The organism is Kitasatospora sp. NPDC028961, from assembly GCF_055564815.1.
In genome coordinates, this window is the sequence record NZ_JBVHVO010000002.1 from 535,728 (window position 1) to 557,333 (window position 21,606).

At 73.0% G+C, this 21,606-nt stretch carries 10 protein-coding genes and 1 pseudogene; 3 read left to right on the plus strand and 8 right to left on the minus strand.

Translation table 11 applies throughout. The features are described 5' to 3' along the window. Window positions 1-44: 44 nt before the first annotated feature. Complete coding sequence (locus ACZ4UX_RS06575; RefSeq protein WP_465705834.1) at window positions 45-1,424, minus strand: serine hydrolase domain-containing protein; 1,380 nt, start codon at window positions 1,422-1,424, stop codon at window positions 45-47. A 555-nt stretch (window positions 1,425-1,979) separates the two neighbouring features. Here ACZ4UX_RS06575 and ACZ4UX_RS06580 point away from each other — a divergent pair. Next, a complete protein-coding gene (locus ACZ4UX_RS06580; protein WP_465705835.1) occupies window positions 1,980-3,650 on the plus strand; it encodes a carbohydrate binding domain-containing protein in 1,671 nt (556 codons plus the stop codon). A gap of 56 nt (window positions 3,651-3,706) precedes the next feature. Here ACZ4UX_RS06580 and ACZ4UX_RS06585 read toward each other — a convergent pair whose 3' ends face one another. Beyond that, window positions 3,707-5,086, minus strand: coding sequence for a M1 family metallopeptidase (locus tag ACZ4UX_RS06585; protein ID WP_465705836.1), 1,380 nt, complete (start codon window positions 5,084-5,086; stop codon window positions 3,707-3,709). Window positions 5,087-5,151: 65 nt separating this feature from the next. Next, the gene (locus ACZ4UX_RS06590; protein ID WP_465705837.1) at window positions 5,152-9,033 is read right to left on the minus strand and encodes a Pls/PosA family non-ribosomal peptide synthetase; all 3,882 of its coding nucleotides are present in this window, start codon (window positions 9,031-9,033) and stop codon (window positions 5,152-5,154) included. 727 nt (window positions 9,034-9,760) lie between these two features. Here ACZ4UX_RS06590 and ACZ4UX_RS06595 point away from each other — a divergent pair. Continuing rightward, window positions 9,761-11,350 (plus strand): FAD-binding oxidoreductase, encoded by a 1,590-nt coding sequence (locus tag ACZ4UX_RS06595; RefSeq protein WP_465705838.1) that lies wholly within the window; start codon window positions 9,761-9,763, stop codon window positions 11,348-11,350. Window positions 11,351-11,511: 161 nt separating this feature from the next. On the opposite strand, the gene ACZ4UX_RS06600 is transcribed toward ACZ4UX_RS06595, so the two are convergent. The 5 genes from ACZ4UX_RS06600 to ACZ4UX_RS06620 all read right to left on the minus strand — a co-directional run bounded on the left by ACZ4UX_RS06600 (window position 11,512) and on the right by ACZ4UX_RS06620 (window position 20,630). Then, complete coding sequence (locus ACZ4UX_RS06600) at window positions 11,512-12,792, minus strand: FAD-dependent oxidoreductase (protein WP_465705839.1); 1,281 nt, start codon at window positions 12,790-12,792, stop codon at window positions 11,512-11,514. Between the two features lie 47 nt (window positions 12,793-12,839). Next, complete coding sequence (locus tag ACZ4UX_RS06605; protein WP_465705840.1) at window positions 12,840-13,718, minus strand: spirocyclase AveC family protein; 879 nt, start codon at window positions 13,716-13,718, stop codon at window positions 12,840-12,842. Window positions 13,719-13,867: 149 nt separating this feature from the next. Then, window positions 13,868-14,890, minus strand: a complete 1,023-nt coding sequence (locus ACZ4UX_RS06610) for an SAM-dependent methyltransferase (protein WP_465705841.1) — start codon at window positions 14,888-14,890, stop codon at window positions 13,868-13,870. 105 nt (window positions 14,891-14,995) lie between these two features. Beyond that, on the minus strand, window positions 14,996-20,317 hold the full coding sequence (locus tag ACZ4UX_RS06615; protein WP_465705842.1) for a type I polyketide synthase: 5,322 nt from the start codon (window positions 20,315-20,317) through the stop codon (window positions 14,996-14,998). 28 nt (window positions 20,318-20,345) lie between these two features. Beyond that, window positions 20,346-20,630: a DUF5988 family protein gene (locus ACZ4UX_RS06620; protein WP_465705843.1), complete on the minus strand. Its 285-nt coding sequence runs from the start codon at window positions 20,628-20,630 to the stop codon at window positions 20,346-20,348. A gap of 568 nt (window positions 20,631-21,198) precedes the next feature. On the opposite strand from ACZ4UX_RS06620, the pseudogene ACZ4UX_RS06625 reads away from it, so the two are divergent. Continuing rightward, window positions 21,199-21,415 (plus strand): annotated as a pseudogene (locus ACZ4UX_RS06625) (NUDIX hydrolase); the annotation flags it as partial. Window positions 21,416-21,606: the final 191 nt, after the last annotated feature.

Consider the following 21,606-nt stretch of genomic DNA (forward strand, 5'->3'; position numbering starts at 1 on the left):
GCCCCGCGGCGGCGACACACCCGGGCCGGGGGAGCCCCGACGCCTCAGAAGGCCTGCCAGCCGGCCGGGTCGACCCCGCCGGGCACGGCCTCGGCCGGACCGTAGGGCCGGCGGGTGAAGACGAAGGAGCCGACGTCCAGGTGGCTGACCGAGCCGTCGGCGGCGCGGACGACCCGCAGCGTCTCGCCCGCGTAGTAGTGGTCCAGCCCCGTCCAGGTGCCGTCCGGCTCGGCGCGGAACCGGGAGCTGCGGGTGCCGCCGGTGAGCGGGGCCAGTTCCAGGACACGGTCGGCCTTCAGCCGCAGGGTGTGGCCGGCGGCGCCCCAGTACCAGGGGCCGGTGAGCGCGAGCAGGTCCTCGTCGAGGGAGGACAGCGGGCGCCAGGGCTCGGGCAGCCGGGGTTCGTGCTGGGCGGTGAGGGAGATCAGCTCCGCCGCGACCCGCGGGGTGTCGCCGCCGCTGGTCGCGTTGGCGACCGCGATCGCCGCCAGACCGTCCGCCTCGCTGATCCAGAGGCCGGCGGTGAAGCCCGGCATCGAACCGGTGTGGCCGTAGAGCACACGGTCCTGGTGGCGCAGCAGTTGCAGCCCGAGCCCGTACCCGCCGGACCAGTTCTCGCCGCCCGGGCCGACGGCGGGTACGCGCATCTCGGCGAGGCTCTCGGCGGTCAGCACCTTCGGGTCGCCGGCGGTCAGGAAGGCGGCCCAGCGGGCCAGGTCGGCGACGGTCGACCAGAGCTGCCCGGCCGGTGCCATCAGCCCGGTCTCGGTCAGCGGTTCGGGCAGCATGACGTCGGCCCAGGGGTGGACGGCGAAGCCGCCGGCGTGCGGGTGCTCGGGCAGCAGGGTGGTGCGGTCCATCCCGAGCGGCGCCAGGACCTCGCGGTGCAGCACCTCGTGCCACGGCTCGCCGCGCAGGCGCTCGACCAGCGCGCCGAGCAGGGCGTAGCCGGGGTTGGAGTAGTGGTGGAGCCGCCCCGCCGGGTGCTTGCGCGGGTTCTCGCCCTCCAGGAGGTCGGCGAGCTCGGGGCGCAGCGTGCCGTCGGTCCGCTCCCACCAGGGCGTCGGGGTCTCGGAGGCGAGGCCGGCCGAGTGGGCGAGCAGTTGGGCGACGGTGGCGCCGTCGGCCGGGGTGCCGGGCAGGTGGCGCTCCAGCGGGTCGGCCAGGTCGAGCAGGCCCTCGTCGCGCAGCCGGAGCACCAGGACGGCGACGAAGGTCTTGGTGAGCGAGCCGATCCGGTACTGCACGTCGACGGTGGGCGCATGACCGTCGATCATGCTGCGCGCTCCGCTCCAGACCAGTCTGCCGTCCCGGACCACCGCGGCGACCAGGGAGGGCGTGCGGCCCTCGGCCTGTGCGACCGCGATCCGGTGCAGCAGCGCGCGGCGGGTCGTCGGGAGGAGCTCGTCGTACTGGTCGGTCATCTGATCCTCTGAATCATTCGGTGCAGCGGTTGGAACGCGGACCGGGGCCGGGGGTCGACCGTGGCCGGATGCCGTCGGCGGGGCCGGACGGCTCCTTCAACCTACGTCGGTCGTCCACGGTCCTCCACCTCCTTTCCGGGCCGGCGGGGGGAGTCCCGCCGAGGGCCCGCCGCGCCGCTCGCGGCGGCCCGCCCCGGGCCGGATCCGCCAACACGCGGCGGTGGTGACGATCAGTCGGTTACCGGTCGACGCGGAGTAGCCTCGGCTCGACCATGACAAGCCGGCTCGCACGGCACGACCGCCTCCGGGGCCGGCCTGGGACAGCCGGCCTCCGGCGATGGGATACCTGAGGAGAGCCTGGCTACGGGCAGGCTCTGCGGCTGCCCTCGTGGCCCTCGCCCTCCTGGCCCTCCCCGCACTCCGGCCCGCTCTCGGCCCCGTTCACCCGTCGCTCACCGTCCGCTCGCCGGACGGTACTTGACAGCATGAATTGGTCCAGTCCATTTTGGGCTCCTCCCCGCACCTCCACCCCCACACCCCCACTGGAGGTCCCCGGTGCTCAAGCGCACCCGACTGTCCGCCGTCGGCGCGGCAGCCCTGCTCGCGGCCGCCGCCGCGTTCACCGCCCCCACCGCCGCCCATGCGGCGAACCAACTCGGCAACCCCGGCTTCGAGACCGGCACCCTGTCCGGCTGGTCCTGCACCGGCGGACTCGGCTCGGTGGTCTCCACCCCCGTGCACGGCGGCGGCAAGGCGCTGGCGGGCGCCGCCTCCGCGAGCGACAACGCCAAGTGCACGCAGACCGTCGCCGTCCAGCCCAACACCACGTACTCGCTGTCCGGCTGGGTCCGCGGCAGCTATGTCTACCTCGGTGTCACCGGCGCCGGCTCCGCCTGGACCTCGGCCGCCGACTACACCCGGCTGAGCGTCTCCTTCACCACCGGCGCCACCCAGACCAGCGCGGAGGTCTATGTCAACGGCTGGTACGGCCAGGGCACCTACTACGCCGACGACCTGAGCCTGGACGGCCCGGGCGGCGGCACCCCGGGCGACACCCAGGCACCCACGTCCCCAGGCAACCTGCGCAGCACCGGCAAGTCCGCCACCGGCGTCACCCTCGCGTGGGACGCCGCCACCGACAACGTCGGCGTGACCGGCTACGACGTCTACCAGGGCGCCACCAAGGTCGCCACCACGGCCGGCACCGGCGCGACCGTCGACGGGCTGACCGCCGCCACCGCGTACAGCTTCACCGTCAAGGCCCGTGACGCGGCCGGCAACACCTCCGGCTCCTCCGCCGCCCTCGTGGTCACCACCGACCCGGGCGGCGGCACCCCGACCGGGTTCAAGCAGGCCGCGCCCTACCTCTACAACGGCTGGGGCAACCCGCCGGCCCCCACGACCGTCATGAACGCCACCGGCGTGAAGTGGTTCACCCTGGCCTTCGTCCTCGCCCAGAACGGCTGCAACCCCACCTGGGACAGCCAGCGGCCGCTGCTGAACGGGGTCGACCAGGCCACCATCAAGGCCGTCCGCGCGGCCGGCGGCGACGTCGTCCCGTCCATCGGCGGGTGGAGCGGCAACAAGCTCGGTCCCAACTGCGCCACCACCGCCGATCTCGCCGGCGCCTACCAGAAGGTGATCGACGCCTACGGTCTGAAGGCGATCGACGTCGACATCGAGAACACCGACGAGTTCGAGAACACCGTCGTCCAGGACCGCATCCTCGGCGCGCTCAAGATCGTCAAGCAGAACAACCCCGGCCTGCGCACCATCCTGACCTTCGGTACCGGCACCACCGGCCCGACCTCCTACGGGAACCGGCTGATCGAGCAGGCCAAGGCGCTCGGCGCGGACATCGACGTCTTCACCATCATGCCGTTCGACTTCGGCAACGCCTCCACCGACATGTACGCCGCCACCGTGAGTGCGGCGGACGGCCTGAAGGCCAAGCTCAAGTCCACCTTCGGCTGGGACGACGCCACCGCCTACGCGCACGTCGGCATCTCCGGCATGAACGGCCTCAGCGACAACAACGAGGTCACCACCGTCCAGAACTGGACCGCGATCCGCGACTGGGCCAACAGCCACCACATCGCCCGGCTGGCCTTCTGGTCGGTGAACCGCGACCGCGGCTGCGCGGGCGGCGGCCTGCAGGAGACCTGCTCCGGCATCGCCCAGAACGACTGGCAGTTCACCTCCATCACGGCCGGCTTCACGGGCTGACACCCGGCCGGCGGTCCGGCCCGGACCCCTCACCGCGAGGGGTCCGGGCCGGACCGTCAGTAGCCCGGTCGCGGCGGGCCGGTCGGCCCGCTCAGCCCCCGCAGCGGCGGGAGCTCCGGGCGGTCCAGCCACGCGGTGAACAGGGGCTCCAGCGAGTGATCGGCGTAGCGCCCCGCGTGGGCGCGCAGGTCGGCGGTGCCGACGACGCCGTGCCGGTGGGCGGTGGCCCACTCCCGGAGCATCGGGAAGAACGCGGCGTCGCCGAGGGTGAGCCGGAGCGCGTGGACGGTCAGGCCGCCGCGCTGGTAGAGCCGGTCGTCGAACATCAGCTTCCGGCCCGGGTCGGCCAGCCTGAGGTCCTGGGGGAGGCCGGCCAGCAGGGCGTGCGCGGCCGCCGCGTGCGTGGTGGCCGACGGGCCGCCGGCCCGCTCGGACCAGAGCCACTCCGCGTACTTGGCGAAGCCCTCGTTGAGCCAGATGTGGCTCCAGTCGGTGATCGACACGCTGTTGCCGAACCACTGGTGGGCCAGCTCGTGGGCGATCAGCCGCTCCCGCTCCCAGCCCCCGCCGAGGTGGTTGGTGCCGAAGGTGGCGACGCCCTGCGCCTCCACCGGGACATCCAGCTCCTCGTCGGCGACGACCACCGTGTACTCGCCGAACGGGTAGGGGCCGAAGATCTCCTCGAAGTACGCGGTCATCCGGGGCTGCCGCCCGAAGTCCACCGCGAAGTCGCCGGCCACCCGCTCGGGCACGTACCCGGTCTGCCGGACGGCCGGGCGCTCGGCGAGCACGACCGGCCGGTACTGGCCGATCGAGACCGTCACCAGGTACGTCGAGGTCGGTGCGCTCTGCTCGTACACCCAGGTCGTGCTGGAGGCGTGCGTGGTGCGGGTGAGCAGCCGGCCGCCGACCACCACGGTGTACGCGGACGGCGTGGTCACCGCTATCTGGTAGGTCGCCTTGTCGGCGGGCCGGTCGTTGCACGGGAACCAGGACGGGGCCCCGACGGGCTGGCTGGCGACCAGCGCGCCGTCGGTCAGCTCCTCCCAGCCGAGACCGCCCCACGGGCTGCGCACGGGCCGCGGGTTCCCGGTGTAGTGCACCTCGACCGTGAACGCGGCGCCGGCCGCGAGCGCCTTGACCGGCCGCACCCGCAGCTTGCCGGCCCGGTGGGTGTACCGGGCGGCCTTGCCGTCCACCAGGACCCGACCGATCCGGAACTCGGCGAGGTCGAGCGCGAACTCGGGCAGCGCCGTCCCGGCGACCGCGCTGAGCCGTGCGGTGCCGCCCAGCCGGTTGGGCCCGGGGCGGTAGTCCAGGGCGAGCTCGTAGCGGTGCACCCGGTAGCGGGTGTCCCCGCTGTTCGGGAAGTACGGGTCCGGGGCGGCGGCGCGGGCCGCCGAGGCGTGCTGGTGGTTCACCGGGCGGGGTTTCACCGGGTCGTGCGCTCCCTGCGAACTGGGGGACGTGGAGGTGGCGGGCGGGTCGGAGGGGGCGGCGGTCACGAGGTGGCCTGCCACACCTCGATCGGGTTGCCCAGCCACCGCGTGTCGGCGGGGACGGACTCGGCGCGCATCACCAGCGAGGCCGGGCCCAGGGTGCTGCGTGCGCCCACCGTACTGCCGGGCAGCACGATGCCGCCCGGGCCCAGGGTGGCGCCCTCGCGGAGGATGACAGTATCCATCCGCATGATCCGGTCGTGGAAGAGGTGGGTCTGCACCACGCAGCCCCGGTTGATGGTCACCCCGTCACCGAGGGTGACCAGGTCTGCCTCCGGCAGCCAGTAGCTCTCGCACCAGACACCCCGCCCGACCCGCGCGCCGAGCGCCCGCAGCCAGACGTTCAGGACCGGCGTGCCCGGGACCGCGCCCACCAGCCACGGCACCGCCAGGACCTCGACGAAGGTGTCCGCGAGCTCGTTGCGCCAGACGAAGCCGCTCCAGAGCGGGTGCTCCACCGCCCGGAACCGCCCGACCAGCAGCCACTTCGCGGCCACCGCGACCACGCAGGCCGCCCCGCCCGCCGCGAGCAGCACCAGCCCGGAGAGCAGCGCCGCCGCCACCGGGGACCAGTTCGCCGACAGCCAGGAGAGCGACGCGAGGGTCAGCGCACCGAGCGCGCCGGAGGCCAGCACCGGCAGCAGCCGGGCCACCTCCACCAGCCCGCGGGCCCAGAGCAGCCGGGCCGGCGGCTCGTAGGTGAGGCTCTGGTCGGCCTGGTCGGCCGAGCGCGGCAGCCGCATCGGCGGCATGCCCAGGTAGGAGCTGCCCTTCTTGGCCTTCTTCGGCGTCGCCGACAGCACACCCACCAGCCCGCGCGCCGGGACGGCCCGCCCGGGAGCGGTCATCCCCGAGTTGCCGAGGAACGCCCGCTCACCGACCTTCGCCTCACCGAGCCGCAGCCACCCGCCGCCCAGCTCGTACGGGGCGATCAGGGTGTCGTCCGCCAGGAACGCGCCGTCCCCGACCGTGGTCAGGCTCGGCAGCGCCAGCACGGTGGACACCTCGGCGCCCCGGCCGACCTTCATCCCCAGCGCCCGCAGCCACAGCGGCGTGACCAGACCCGCGTACAGCGGGAACAGGATCTCGCGGGCCTGGTCCATCAGCTGGGTGACCGTCCAGGCCTGCCAGCCGATCCGGCCGTGCAGCGGGTGCACGCCCGGGGCCAGCCCGATGCTCAGCAGCCGCACGGCCGCGACCAGCTGCGCCGCGTACACCAGGCCGTAGGCCAGGGTGGCCGGGAGGAGGCCGAGCAGGGCGCCCCCGAGCGCGGCACCGAGGTCCTGGCCGGGCTGGACGAAGCGGGAGAGCACCACGAGCCCGGCGAGGGCGGGCAGCACCGGCAACAGGCTGAGCGCTGTGCCGCTGGCGCCGAAGAGCGCCGCCCAGCGCGCCTGGCGGGCCGGCCGGTCCTTCGGCCAGGTCCGCTCGGCCCGGCCCAGCTTGGCGGCGGGCGCGCCGCCCCAGCGCTGGCCGGTCGGCACGTGCCCGGTGACGCTGGAACCGGCCACCACGTGCGACCGCTTGCCGACCCGGGCGCCGGGCAGCAGGGTCGAGCGGGTGCCGACCACGGCCCCCGAACCGACCTTGACCTGGCCGACCTCCAGCCGGTCGCCGTCCAGCCAGTAGCCGCAGAGGTCGACCTCGGCCTCGACGGCGCAGCCCCGGCCCAGCTTGAGCATCCCGGTGACCGGCGGCATCGAGTGCAGGTCCACCTCCGGGCCGACCTTGGCGCCGAGCGCCCGCGCGTAGCGGGTAAGCCAGGCTCCGGAGAGCGAGGTCGCGCCACTGACCTCGGCCAGCCGCTCGGCGGTCCAGAGCCGTAGATGGGCGCTGCCGCCGCGCGGGTAGCGGCCGGGCCGCAGGCCGCGCAGCAGCAGCCGGGCGCCGCCGGCCGCGATGGCGAGCCGGCCGGCCGGGGAGAACAGCGCCAGCGCGCCCGCGCCGACCACCCACCACGAGGCGGTCGGTGCCCAGGGGTAGTCGCCGAACCAGGCGAGCACATTGCCGAGGGTGAGCAGGGCGACCGTCCAGCGCAGGCCGACCACGGTGAAGAGCGGGATCAGCAGGAGCAGCTGGAGCAGCTTGGCCCTGGTCGGTACCAGGGCGACGGTGCGGGTCTCGCCGCTGTCCGCCACCGACCGCTCCAGATGGCGGGCGAGCTTGCGCAGCGTCGGCTGCTGGTAGATGTCCAGCACGGCGGCGCTCGGGTAGCGGGCGCGCAGCAGGGTGGTGAGCCGGGCGGCGGCCAGGCTGCCGCCGCCGATGGCGAAGAAGTCCTCGCGCGGGCCGCCGACCGGCACGCCGAGGATCTCGGTCCACTGCTCGGCCAGCCAGGCCTCGGTGCCGTAGAGCTGCTCGGTGGGCCCGGCGGTCTCCAGGTCGGGCAGCGGCCAGGGCAGCGCGTTGCGGTCGACCTTGCCGGACGTGCGGGTGGGCAGGGACTCCACGGAGGCCAGCAGGGGCACCAGGGCCGCGGGCAGCTCGGCGCGCAGCCGCTCGACCGAGGCCTCCCGGTCCCAGCCGTCCTTGGTGACCAGGTAGCCGACCAGCAGCTGGTTGCCGCCGCGAGCGGTCCGCACGGCGGCGGCCGCACCGGCGACGCCCGGCAGCGCCTGCAGCGCGGCGTCGACCTCGCCGAGCTCGATCCGGCGGCCGCCGAGCTTGATCTGCTCGTCGGTGCGGCCGAGGAAGAGCAGGCCCTCGGGGTCGGCCTCGACGAGGTCGCCGCTGCGGTAGGCGCGGTCCCAGCCGAGCGAGGGCAGCGGCGCGTACTTCTCGGCGTCCTTCACCGGGTCCAGGTAACGGGCCAGACCGACGCCGCCGATCACCAGCTGGCCGGTGCCGCCCGCGGCGACCGGCTCGCCGGCCTCGTCGACCACGGCGAGGTCCCAGCCGTCCAGCGGCAGGCCGATCCGGACCGGACCGTCGCCGGTGAGCAGCGCGGCGCAGGCCACCACGGTCGCCTCGGTCGGGCCGTAGGTGTTCCACACCTCGCGGCCCTCGGTGACCAGGCGCTGCACCAGCTCGGGCGGGCAGGCCTCGCCGCCGAAGATCAGCAGCCGGACCTCGTTCAGCGCCTCGGCGGGCCAGAGCGCGGCCAGCGTCGGGACGGTGGAGACGACGGTGATCTCCTGCTCGGCGAGCCACGGGCCGAGATCGGCGCCGCTGCGCACCTGCGAGCGGGGGACGGGCACCAGGCAGGCGCCGTAGCGCCAGGCCAGCCACATCTCCTCGCAGGAGGCGTCGAAGGCGACGGAGAGGCCGGCCATCACGCGGTCGCCCGGGCCGATCGGCTCCTCCTGGAGGAACAGGGCGGCCTCGGCGTCGACGAACGCGGCGGCGTTGCGGTGGGTGACGGCGACGCCCTTCGGCCGGCCGGTCGAGCCGGAGGTGAAGATGATCCAGGCGTCGTCGGCGGGGGTCGGCCGGGTGTCCGCGGGGACGGCGGGCCGCGGGTCGCCGGTGAGGGTCAGGACGCGCTCCGCCCCGAGCACGCCGGCCACGGCGGCCTCCTCGAAGACGAGCTGGGCGCGCTCGTCCGGGTCCTCGGCGTCCACCGGGACGTAGGCGGCGCCCGCGGCCAGTACGGCGAGGATGGCGATGTAGAGGTCGTTGGTGCCGGAGGGGACGCGGACGCCGACCCGGTCACCGGGGCCGATTCCGGCGCCGTTCAGCCGGAGGCGCAGCTGCTCGACCTCGGCGGCGAGTGCCCGGTAGCCGAGGACGGTGTGCCCGTCGTCCAGGGCCGGCTCGTTGGGGTGGGTGCGGACGGCGGCGTCCAGGATGTCGACCAGGGTGCGCGGGGCCGGAGCCGGGCGACCGGGGAAGAGGGCCTGCGGGGCCCGCGCGGTCTGTTCTGTGTGGCTCGGTTCAGCGGTCATGGCTGCCGTGCGCTCCTCGTCCTCGCCCCTGGTTCCGACCGTGTCCGGCCCTTGGGGCGGTGGGACCACTCAGTCTATCGGGTGACCCCACTCCGGGGCCGGAGCGGACAACCTCACCGATGGTAGCCCCGTGTGATGAACGGCGTACTGCCCGACACTCTGCTCAACTGGCCTTGAACTGAATGAATCTGACGTTACATCAGCTCGCAAGTGAGCCTACTCGTGGTGGATGTGACGACCTGTCAGTGACTTTGACGGATCGTCAGGTCGTAATTCCGATGGTGAGCCACGCCACACGGATCGTGCTCCCTCCGGGTGACGAGGGCTGTTCCGGGGGCGTCGCGGGCGCCTCCCACAGGGGTCGGGGGCCGGTTCCCGGCGGGCCCAGGGCGCCTTCCAGCCCCGTTCGGAAGGCGCCCTGGGTGCGCCTCCGGACTCCCGGGGGCGCGCGAGCCGTCCCGCGTGAGAACGCGGCCCGCACCGCCGTCCGCGCCCTCATCGTCGAGTTTCCGAGCGCAGGGAATTCGCCCGCGCGAGGCGCATTCATCATATGGGCTTCATTATTTCGCAGGGCCGAAAAAGGACGTACAGTCACACTAATTCGTACAGGTATTCACATGGGCGAATGCCCGTGCTAGCGTGCGGACGCCAGCTTCTCAGAATGGAGAAAGTGGGTCCGGACATGAGTCAAGAATTCTCTCGCCGCGGGTTCCTGGGCAGTGCCGGAATGGCTGCCGCCGGGGTTTCCGCCGTTTCGTTGGGGGTCGGCGCGGCCGGCCCGGCCGCGGCCGAGTCGGCCGGCGCTCCCGGCGTCCTGGGCGGGCAGTCGGTGCTCCCGGGCGATCCGCGGTACCAGACGCTCAGTCAGGGCTTCAACCAGCGCTGGTCCAGCAGACCGGCCTACATCCGGCTGGTGGGGAGCGACGCGGACGCGGTGGCAGGGCTGAAGACCGCGCTCGACAAGGGGCTGCGGCCGACGATCCGGGGCGGCGGCCACTGCTACGAGGGGTTCGTCGACAACGACCGGGGCGCCATCCTCGACCTCAGCACCCTGCGCGGTGTCCGCGCGGCGCGGGACAAGTTCGGCGCCCCCACCTACTGCGTCGAGGGCGGCGCGACCAACTGGGACGTCTACACCAGCCTGTTCCGGACGTACGGCGTCACGCTGCCCGCGGGGTCGTGCTACTCGGTCGGGGCGGGCGGCCACGTCAGCGGCGGCGGGTACGGGCTGCTCTCCCGAAGGGACGGGCTGACCGTCGACCACCTCGTCCAGGTGGACGTGGTCACGGTCCGCGGCGGCACGGTGGAGCTGACCACGGCCCACCGGGACGATCCCGCGACCTCGCCGGAGATCGACCTCTTCTGGGCGCACACCGGTGGGGGCGGCGGAAACTTCGGCGTCGTCCTGCGCTACCACTTCGCCCGCCTCCCCAAGCCGCCGCCACGGGTCTGGCTGAGCAGCGTGGCCTGGTCCTGGGCGGACCTGCTCAAGCACCCGGAGGACTTCCGCCGCCTCGTGGAGAACTTCGGATCCTTCTTCGCCCAGCACAGCGGTCCGAACGAGTCGGTCTACCGGGGCCTCTTCGCGATCCTCAAACTCACCCACCGGACGAACGGGAACGTCGTCCTGCTCAGCCAGTGGGACGAGGACGATCCGGCGCCGCTGGAGGAGTTCCTGGCCGCGATGGAGGCCGGGCTGACGAGCAGGGCCGTGGTCCAGAGCTACGCCGCCGGGGGCGTGCTCCTGCCGTATCCGGACAAGCGCCGACAGATGCCGTGGTTCCAGGCCACCATGACGCTGAACCCCTCCGGGGCCAATCAGCGCGGCAAGTACAAGTCCGCCTACCACCGACGGCACTTCACCCCCACACACATCGACGCCTTCTGGGAGTGGCTGACCAAAACCGTCCCCGGCGTGGATCTCACCCAGACGCTGGTCCAGATCGACTCCTACGGCTGCCGGATCAACGAGCACAAGCCCGCCGAAGCCGCGATCCCCCAGCGCGACTCCGTGATGAAGCTCCAGTACCAGACCTACTGGACCGACCCCGCGCAGGACGCCGCGCACCTGGCCTACCTCGGCGGGCTCTACCAAGCGGTCTACAAGGCCACCAACGGCATCCCGGAGATCGACACGGACACCGACGGCGCCTATGTGAACTACCCCGACGTCGACCTCGGAACGGCCGACCAGAAACACCCGGCCTACCAGCGGCTCTACTACAAGCAGAACTACGGCCGACTGCAGAAGGCCAAGAAGACCTGGGATGCCGGGAACGTCTTCCACCACGCCCAGTCGATCACCTTGCCGTCCTGACCGCACACGCAGAGACAGGCCGACCATCCGGTAAGTAGGTGAGATCGGGGTGAAAGGTGCGAGCACAGAGGAGACGCAAGCCCCGGGCCTTTACCGACGGGCGTCCTGCCGTCGGCGGGGAGGTCTTCCCGGGAGCAAGCTAGCTTCGGTCGGATGTCGTGTCACGTTCGGGGCCGACGGGTGAGGGCGGCGGGGGCCAGGATGACGGGGTGGGCCAGCAGGTTCTGGACGGCGACGAGGTCCCGATAGATCTCAGGGTGGCTCGGGACGAGGTCGAGGACCCGGCGCAGCGCCAGGGTGGCGGTGTGCATGCCGAGGGGCCGCCGCTCTGTGTGCCAGGCGGTGTCCGACAGGGCGGCCAGCAGCCAGGGCACGCGGACGATGCCGGCGGCCTCGCGCTGGAAGTTCCGGGCGAAGCCCGGTAGCGGGCCGTGCCACAGCAGGTCGCGCAGGGCGAGGGCTTGGAGCGCGCAGACGGTCAGGCCGTGTCCGTAGATCGGGTTGAGGGCGGCGACGGAGTCGCCCAGGGCGATGACGTTGTCCGGCCACCGGGGCGTGCGGTGGTAGCCGTTCCAGCGGTTGTCCAGTCCGCCGTAGCGGTGCGGCTTGCCGAGTGGTGTTCCGCGGTCGATGGCTTCCAGCAGGTGGGGATTGCGCAGGGCGGCGGCGTGGGCGCGGAAGCCGTCCTGGTCATGCGGCGGGCGGGTACCGTCCGCGCCGATGAGGGTGACCAGGGTCTGCTGCCCTTCGATGACCTGGACGAGGCCGCCCCGCCGGATCGTCGGTGCGTAGGTAGCTTCCGCGGACATGTGCCACTCGGCGGCGGGGGCGCCCTGGAACCGGCGGGTGACGTAGGAGAGGCCGGCCAGGACACGGGTGACGGGTGGTGAGGGAAAGCCTCCCTGGTCGAGCCATCCGGCCAGGCGCGTGGTGCGCCCGGACGCGTCGACCACCAGGTCCGCCGGGAAGGTTCGTCCTGAGCTGTCCCTCACCCCGGTTGCCCGGTGCCCGGTCCACAGCACGGCGCTGGCGGTCGCGGCGACCAGGTCGACGGCGGGCAGGCCGGTCACCCGCTCCCGGATCGTGCCTTCGAGCAGGGCACGGCTGCAGGCCAGATGCCCGACACCGGTGGGCCCGACGGGGGCCCAGCCGGCGGGGAAGAGGATGCGGGCGCCCTCCCCGAAGTCGAAGAGCGCGGCTCCCCGGGCGCGGAGCTCGTCGCCGATGCCGGGCAGGAGCGCCTCGATCGTGGTGGCCCCGCGCTGGAGCAGCCCGTGGGGATGGGGTGTCTGGGGTGCGCCCCGCCGGTGCCCGTCCGGGCGTGGCTGCGGGTCGCGTTCGATCACCGTGACCCGGGCGAAGGTGTCGCTGAGCGCCCGGGCGGCGAGGAGGCCGGCGAAGCCTCCCCCGATGACGACGGCGTGTCTTGAGGCGGTTCTCATGGGCGTTTCTCTCCTCACCCTCGGCTCCTCACCCTCGGCGTCCGGGGCTACCGGAGATGCGGGGGGAGCTCGACCGCGTCCGCACCGGCGAGTGCCGGTATCAGGGCGTAGCCGGCGGCCAGTACGAGGAAGGCGGTCTGCGTGACGCCGACTACCGCCAGCAGCGCCGTCCAGGTGCGGGCCCGCGGTGGCAGTGCTGCCAGCCCGCGGAGGACATACGCTCCGCGGGGTCGGTGCCGGTGGTGGTGGCAGAGCAGCGCGGGCAGGACGCCGTAGACCGTCGCCGCGATGACCATCGCGTAGACGGGGACCTGGTACCAGTGCCCGGCGAAGACGGTCAGCTGGGGGACGGCCTGGGCGTAGACGTACGCACCGCTGAAGACCATGACGGGTTCCAGCACCACTTCGACGGCCATGGCCGTGGTGAAGGCGATCAGGGTCAGCCGGGCTGTGGACAGCCCGGGTCGGCGGCGTTCGGCGCGACCGAGGACCCAGAGGGTGGGGAGGGCCCACATCACGGCCTCGGCGAGGGCGAACCATCCGACGAAGAGCGGCTGGGGGTGGTTGTCGGGTGAGGGCCCGTGCCATCCGGGGAGGTAGGCGCCCCAGTCGTCGGTCGCGATCAGGTGCTTGCTGTAGGCGGCCACCTGGCCGTGGTAGTTGACGACCGGCATCAGCCAGAAGGCCGACAGGAATCCGATGAGCACCATGGTCTCGACGGCGAGGGCCCGTTGCCGCAGGCTGTACCAGGCGGACCAGGCCGTGCTGCCGACCACCCCCGCGATGCTGAGGAGCTGATAGGCGTCCAGGATCCGGGCGCGGACGGGGCCGAGCCCGTACGCGCCGGCAGGAATCCACCGGGCACTGCCGATGGCCCAACGGCCCATCACCCATGCTTCCGCGGTCAGGAGCACGGCCCCGGTCACGGCCCACGCCGTGACCGGGGCACACCGCCGCCGTCCGGTGGCGGAGGCATACTCCCGGGTGCGTCCGTCGGCCGCACCCGCCGATCGGGATCCGTCCATGGTCGGACACCTCCTGTGGTTGCGCACGACGGTGGGGACGCTGCGGCGGCTCACTTCCGGACGGCCGAGAGGTAGACCGACTCCTGCGGTTTGAGCAGGCCCTTCATGAAGCCGCTGACGATCCTCGGGAAGAGCCAGGAGATGAGGGGGCCGAACTCCTCGCGCAGGGCGGCCGTCGCGCGGGTGTCGTCCGCGAAGGGGAGGCAGTGCGCCGGCGGGTGGACGTCGAAGCGCAGCGGGCGGAGGCCGGCCTCGTCGAGGGCGGTGCGGAAGTCCGCGCCGCTCGGGTACCAGCTGAGGGAGCTGATGAGCGCTCGCCGCATGAAGGGGGAGAACGGCCGGGTCCGGTAGGCGTCGAAGATCAGGAGCGGGCTGCCGGGCTTGAGCATGGCGGCCATCGCATGGAGGCCTTCCGCCTTGCGGGGCGGGGGGAAGTGCGGGATGACGCCCATGGCGGTGACGGCGTCGGCCTCGCCGGCCAGGTCCCCAGTGGTTCCGGGGGAGAAGATGTCGCCCACCCTGAACCGGACCCGGTCGTCGAGACCGAGTTCGCGGGCGATGCGGCGCCCGATCTCCGCCTGGTCCCGTTCGATGGTGATCGACAGGATCCGGACCTGCGGCATCAGGAGGGCGAGCCGGGCCCAGCCGTCGCTGAGTCCGGTGCCGACCTCGACCAGGAGGCCGCCGGGGGGAACGCTCACCACGGCGGGCTGCCAGCAGGTGTCCACGGAGTTGACCTGGGAGAGGTGGATGCGCTGGAGCGGGTCCGGGAGCTCACGGATCGCGGGGGTGTAGGGTCCCCAGTTCAGCGCCAGCCAGATCGCGGCGAAGAGCCGGTTGTAGTACAGCCGGTACAGCTCGGGGACGGTCTCGTCGGTGCGTGTTCCCAGCAGGCGGATCGCCGCCCGCCACGCGGGGGCTGCTGTCCGAGGGGATCGGTTGCCGGTACGGGGCCCGCGGTAGAACTCGCGGAGCACCTGGTTGCGGACCGGTAGGAAGACGTCGAGGAAGCGCTGTTGCCCTTCGAGGGTCAGGAAGCCCTCCGGCAGTGGACGTTCGGGATGTGAGGCCATGGGAACTCTTCCTGTGTCGTTCGGTGGGGCATTCGGGCGGGCTGACGGGGGCGGGCCTCAGGGGCGCCCGGGCGCGTTCGTCCGTGCGCCCCGATGTTGGCCCTGTCAGGTGGTCGAGCCCGACGGGGCGTCGTCGAGGGCCATGGCGTCCAGCAGCCAATCGGCGAGGGACGCCGCCGTGGGCTTGGTCCAGATGACGCCGGGGGCGATCGTGGTGTGCAGGGTGCGGGTGAGGCGCTGTTGAAGCTGGACTGCGCCCAGCGAGTCGAGGCCGAGGAGCACCAGACTGGTGTGCGGGCCGATGTGGCGGCCGGTGGCGCCGAGTAGTTCGTGGACCTGGCGGACGACGAGGTCGGTGAGGATGCGGTGGCGGCCGGAGGAGGTGGCCGCCGAGCGGAGCTCGTCGAGGACGGGCGAGGCGTCCGGTTCGTCGGCACTCGCCCCGGTGAGGAGGTCGGCCAGGAGGGCGGAGGAGCGTACGGCGGGGTAGGAGGCCGTCCACCGGGCCAGGTCGATCGGGGAGTACGCGACCTGGTGGTGGCCCTCGGCCAGGATGCGTTCGAGCGCGTCCATCCCGTCCTGGGGACTGATCATCACGAACCCGCGCCGCGCGAGGTGCTGTCCGCGTCCGACCTCTGACCAGGCGCCCCAGTGGATGCCTGTGGCGGGCAGGCCCTGGGCTCGGCGGTGGGCGACGAGGGCGTCCACGTAGGCGTTGGCGGCCGCGTAGGCGCCCTGGCCGGGGGATCCGAGCAGCGCGGCGACTGAGGAGTAGACGGCGAAGAAGTCCAGGTCCACCTCGCGCAGGTGGCGGTGCAGCGCCCAGGCGCCCTCGGCCTTGCCGCGCCACACGCGGTCCAGGAGGGCGGCGTCGATCCGGGCGAGGACGGCGTCCTCGACCACCCCGGCAGCGTGCACCACTCCACGCAACTTGCCTGCCGTGTAGGCGAGTTCAACAGCCCGGTGGATCGTTCCCGGATCGGCGGCATCGCCCCTGAGCGTCTCGATCACGGTGTCACCGGCCGCGCGCAGGGCGTCGAGCGCGCGCCGGGTGGCAGCGCTGGGCGCGGAGCGTCCGACCAGGACCAGCCCGCGGGCACCGCGTTCGGCGAAGCGGCGCGCGGTGAGCAGGCCGAGGCCGCCCAGCCCGCCGGTGACCAGGTAGCTGCCGTCGGTGCGGATGACCTGCCGCTCGGCGCGGGTGGTCGCGACGGGGTCGGGGCCGGTGCGGATCCGCGCGACGGAGCGGTGGTGCCGGCGCCAGAGGACCTCGACCACGGGAGCGTCGGCCAGCAGATCGGCGAGGACGTGGTCCAGCGGGGTGTCGTTCGAGAGCAGCAGACTGCTGGGGCGCAGTTCGGGGTGCTCGAAGGCGGCCACGCGCAGCAGGCCGCGCAGGCCCGCGCAGGCAAGCGGTTCGTCGCCGCGCCAGGCCACCCACAGGTGTGGCGGTGCGGTGCGGGCGGCGAGCGACCGAAGGACGGCGAGGGCCTGCCGGACGGCACGGAGGGCGGCCTCCGGCGTGGAGTCGGTGTCCGGGGCATCCAGCACGAGGAGGACGTCAGTGACCGGCTCGCGGGCCCCGTCGAGGGCGTGCGCCAGCACGCCGGGGTCCGGCGGGGCGCCCGCGGGCTGCCGGAGCAGTCGGCAGCCGCCCGCGCGTTCGTCGAGCATGGCGGCCAGGCGGGATCCCCAGAGGGCGCGCTCGGGAGAGAGGACGAGCCACTGCTGGTCGGTCGCGGCGGGTAGCGGTGGCGCGGGCTCGGGCTGCCAGGCGAGATGGGCGAGGCGGTCGGCGTAGCGCTGTTCGCGTGGGGTGATGTTGGCCAGCCGCAGGCCGGTGATCGTGGCGACCACTGTGCCGTCGGCGTCGGTGAGTGTGCCGGAGGCGGTGCAGCCGAGGTCGTCCGCGTGCGTCAGCGTGACGTCGGCGAACCGGGCGTGGCCGGTGGGGCCGTGCAGGTGGACGGCCTCGAAACCGGCGACCACCACGGGGCCCGGACTGGTGGCGCAGTAGGCCAGCCAAGCGGCGACCGCGGTCTGGACGAACTCGTCGGCGAGGGCCGGGTGGAGCCGCAGCGCGGCGGCGGAGACCCGGGCGCTGTCGGCGGTGCGCAGGGCGGCGACGGCGCGGGTGTGATCAGGATTCAGCCGGATGCGGTCGATGGCCGTGAAGGCGGGGCCGTGGAAGACCTGGTGACGTTCACGAAAGTGGCGGTGCAACTCGTCCGGCGTCAGGTCCGTCCACTCGTCGGTGGGTCCGCCGGCCGGCAGCGACGGGGAGCCGTCCTCGGCCTCGGGTGCGTGCGGGTGGCCGCCTTCGCGTCCGGCTCCGGACTCGGCTCCGGCTCCGGAGCCGGGTGTCGGGTGGAGGGTGGCGCGGGCGTGGACCACCACGCCGTCGGCAGAACGGGTGAGCACCTGGCCGGACAGGACGCCGTCCTGCTCGGTGAGCCGGGTGACGACCTCGGGCTCGGGGTCGAGGACCAGTGGTGTCTCGATCCGTAGGCCTTTCATCACGATCCGGTCGCTGCGCAGGACTTCGCAGCCGGCGGCGAGCAGCATCTCGGCGAAGCCGGTCCCGGGCAGGACCGGTGTCCCGGCCACCCGGTGGTCGCCGAGCCAGGGCAGCCGGGCCGGGCTGATCGGCGCCTGCCAGAGGTGTCTGCCGGGCTGGTCCGGGTCGTGGACATGGGTGCCGAGCAGTGGGTGCTGTGCGGCCGCAGGGAGCCCGGGGGCGACCAGGGTGTAGGGCGTGGTGGTGTCGCCGTGGCGGGAGCGGTTCCAGCAGGTGGTGGGGACATCGGCCAGCCGGCCGTCGCCGTAGCGGGTGGCGTAGTCGATGCCGTCGTAGCCGGCGGCATGAGCGGTGGCCAGGTGGGTCAGGAACTCCTCGCCGTCGTCGGGAGCGTGGCGGCGCAGCGAGCCGACCGCGACCACGTCGCCGATCCCGGCCTCGGTGGACGCCTCGATGATCGGCCGGGTGGCGAGCGGGTGGGCGGTGCACTCGACGAACAGGCGGTAGCCGTCGGCGAGCGCGGCGCGCACCGCGCGCAGGAACTGGACGGTGTCGCGCTGGTTGCGCACCCAGTACGAGGCGTCCAGCGGACCGGGGTCGCGCGGCTCGTCGCTGACGGTGGAGTAGAGGCGCATCGTCGTGGGCGGGGTTCCCGCCACATCGGCCAGGGCGTTTCGCAGCTCGTCCACGACCGGGTCCACCTGGTAGGAGTGTGAGGCAACGTCCACGTCGACCAGGCGGGCCAGGATGCCCGACGCGTTCCACCCGGCCACCAGGGCGAGGACCTGCTCGGCGTCGCCGGAGACGACCGTGGTGCGCGGAGCGGTGACGACCCCGATGTCGACCCGGTCGGCACCGGCGGCCTCGATGGCGGCGCGGGTGTCGGCGGTGCCGAGCATGACGGAGGCCATCGCGCCGTGGGCGATGCCGGCCAGGATCCGGGAGCGGCGGCAGATCACCTTGACGCCGTCCCGCGGGGTGAGCGCCCCGGCCACCACCGCGGCGGCCACCTCACCCAGCGACTGCCCGATGACCGCGGCGGGTTCCACGCCCCAGGAGCGCCAGAGTGCGGCCAGTGCCACCTGCACGCCGAACAGCACCGGCTGGATCCGGTCCACGCCTTTCAACTGCTCCGGTTGGAGGATGAGTTCACGCAGGGAGAGGCCGGACTCGGCGCGCACCAGCGGTTCGAGCCCGTCGATCGCGGCGGCGAACGCCGGCTCGCCGGTGAGCAGGCCCCGGCACATGCCCGGGTACTGCGAGCCCTGGCCGGTGAACACGAACACCGGTCCGGGGTGGCCGGGCGGCAGGACCGGCGAGCCGCTCACCACTCCCGCCGCATCCGATCCGTCGGCGAACTGCCTTGCATGTTCCGCCATTTGGCGTACTCCGTCGGCGACGATGCCCAGCCGGAACTCCGCGTGGCGGCGACGCAGCGCCAAGGTGTGCGCGATGTGACCGGCCGGCACCGACGCGCCCTCCGCCTCGGCCCAGTCGGCCAGGCGTCGGGCCGAGCCCAGCAGCGCGGGCCGCGAGGCGGCGGAGAGGAGGAACAGGCGTTTGCCCGGGGCGGGTTCGGCTGCCGCTGTGGCGACCGGTCTCCGGCGGGGAGCGGGCGGGGCCTCCAGCAGGACGTGCCCGTTGGTGCCGCTGACCCCGTAGGAGCACACCGCGGCGAGCCGACCCCTGCCGGGGACGGGCCAGCGGGTCAGCTCGGTCGGCACGAAGAGCCGGGATCGCTGCTCCCGGTCGATGCTGGGATTCCAGCCGGTGAAGTCCCGGTTCGGCGGGATCGTGCCGCGCCGCAGGCACTCCACCGCCTTGATGAGTCCGGCGAGTCCGGACACCGGCTCGGTGTGCCCGATGTTCGTCTTCACCGAGCCCAACGCGCACCGGCCCCGGCCGTCGCGACCGTACACGGCCTGGATCGAGGAGTACTCGACCGGGTCGCCGACGGAGGTCCCGGGTCCATGGGCCTCCACCAGCCCAACCTCCCCGGGGTCGACGCCCGCCAGCCCGACGGCCGTCCGGAACAGCTCCTGCTGCATCTCGCTGGACGGCGCGGTCAGGCGGGTGGCCTGTCCGTCGTTGTTGACCGCGCTTGCGCGGATCACCGCGAGCACCCGGTCGCCGTCCCGGCGGGCGTCCGCCAGGCGCTTCAACACGACGGCTGCCGCTCCCTCGCCGCGCACGTACCCGTCCGCCCGTCCGTCGAAGGCCCGACAGGCTCCGCTCGGAGAAAGCAGCAGCGGTGCCTCCATCAAGTGGGTCAGCGGTGACAGCATCAGCAGCACCCCACCGGCCAGGGCGAGGTCGCACTCGCGCAACGACAGCGCGCCGCAGGCGGTGTCCAGCGCGACCATGCCCGACGAGCAGTGCGTGCTGACCACCATCACCGGACCACGCAGGTCCATCGAGAAGGCGACCCGACCGGCCGTTCCAGCGGGGAAGTTCCCGAACAGGAACGGGCTGTTGGGCGCGTCCTCCACCGGGCGGGCCGCCCGGAACAGGTTGTCCGGCGCATAGGTGCCTATGTACACACCGGTGCGCGAGCCGCGTACCCGGTCCAAGGAGATGCCGGCGTGCTCCACCGACTCCCGGGCGACCTCCATCATGACCCGCGACTGCGGGTCCACCCAGGCGCGTTCCGCCGGGGCCACCGCGAGCGCCTCCGGCTCCCACGCCCAGACGTCGCCTTCCAGGAAGCAGCCCAGGGCCGCCTGGTCCCGGAGCCCCGGATCGTGCTGGGCCGCCAGGCGTCCGGCGTCCCACCGGGACGGCGGGACCGGCCCCGCCGTCCCCCGGCCCTCGGCTGCGAGCTGCCACAGCCCGCCGGGGGTCTCGACTCCGCCGGGAAACCGGCAGCCCATTCCGATCACCGCGATCGGTTCCGCGTTCGATGCCGACATGACTCAGTCCCTCCGTTCCGCGGCCGCGCTACTCCGCGACCGCTGTGCTGTAGGTCCACTGGAAGACCGGTAGCTGCACGCCGTGCACGGACTCGGTGCTGCGGGTGCGCTCGAAGTGCTGGTGCCGCCCGTAGAAGGTGATGACGACCCGGGAAGGGGCTGGCTGGGCTTCCGGGATCCGGTGCAGCGGCGGAGATCCGGGAGGGCCGCCGCGGAGGACCACCATTCCTGCCGGATTCGGCAGGGGCGGCGGTTCGGACAGGACCGAGGGATCGGACGGTTCCGGCGGATCGGACATGGTGTGGGCAGACATGACACCACCACTCGACACTCGAATTGCGCGTCCGCGAACCGCGCGGACGACCACCGCGTCGCGAGCCGCGACGCAACCGGTCACGCTGATCGGGCAGCGGTCCGTACGGGAGACGGCCGGAAGGCCGGGGCAGAGGCCGCCGGCAACGGCGGCGCCAAACCCGCTACGGAGAACCGGCGGCGAGACTCCCTGCAGTCAACAAGCTTGACGCACAGGGGATTTCGCGAAGGCCGGAACGGCGACCCGATGGAGACACCACCGAGGAGCGTGATTGGGGACCATCCAGCCGCACGGACAGGGATTGTGCAAGAGGCCCGGCGCAAGGCCGGTCGGGCGCGCCCACTCCGCGCGCCCCACCACGCGACTAGCCGCCCCTCCAATACTCCTATGCGCCCTTGCTTTCTAAAGTCGAACGTGCATATCAGTTGCCGCCCAGACGTGATCGACCAATCCCATCCGGTGCCGCAACCCTGTAAGCAGCCGGAGGTACCAGCGGTGACTTCGGCCGCGGCGTACTGCAACGGTGCTTGACGTCGGACTGGTCGGGGCGGCCGATGATCTGCGTTTGGTGCACGTCATCCACGGAGCCCGAGGCGTCCAGGCCCCCAACGGCTTCCTGACCGTGGTCTTCGCCGCGCACTCCTGGTCAGGCAGCCTCAGCAACGGGGAGCCGAAAGCACTCCGAGGTAGCGTGGGTGCCCGCCGACTCCATCCCGCATGAGTTCGTGTCCACCACTCAGACGGCCCTGCTCGGCTACCTCCAGGGCGGCCCGAGCGTCTCACTCCTGGCGCACCGCCGCCCCGGATCTCGACCCGGCCCAGGCGGGCTACGGGGATCTCGGAGCCCCGCGACACCCGCCGGACAGCGGTGCTGAGGCGCTTGAGCGCGGCAGTGATCAAGCGGGTCGGAGTGTGCCTGGCGAAGACGGCCCGTCACTCGACCACGGACTGCTCTTCCCGCGGTGTCCCGCATCGG

Excerpts from the sequence above, each read along its gene's own strand:
- ACZ4UX_RS06595 (WP_465705838.1), top strand. The coding sequence starts at position 9,761 with ATGGCTGCCGCCGGGGTTTCCGCCGTTTCGTTGGGGGTCGGCGCGGCC.
- ACZ4UX_RS06590 (WP_465705837.1), bottom strand. The coding sequence starts at position 9,033 with ATGACCGCTGAACCGAGCCACACAGAACAGACCGCGCGGGCCCCGCAG.
- ACZ4UX_RS06620 (WP_465705843.1), bottom strand. The coding sequence starts at position 20,630 with ATGTCTGCCCACACCATGTCCGATCCGCCGGAACCGTCCGATCCCTCG.
- ACZ4UX_RS06600 (WP_465705839.1), bottom strand. The coding sequence starts at position 12,792 with ATGAGAACCGCCTCAAGACACGCCGTCGTCATCGGGGGAGGCTTCGCC.
- ACZ4UX_RS06575 (WP_465705834.1), bottom strand. The coding sequence starts at position 1,424 with ATGACCGACCAGTACGACGAGCTCCTCCCGACGACCCGCCGCGCGCTG.
- ACZ4UX_RS06615 (WP_465705842.1), bottom strand. The coding sequence starts at position 20,317 with ATGTCGGCATCGAACGCGGAACCGATCGCGGTGATCGGAATGGGCTGC.
- ACZ4UX_RS06610 (WP_465705841.1), bottom strand. The coding sequence starts at position 14,890 with ATGGCCTCACATCCCGAACGTCCACTGCCGGAGGGCTTCCTGACCCTC.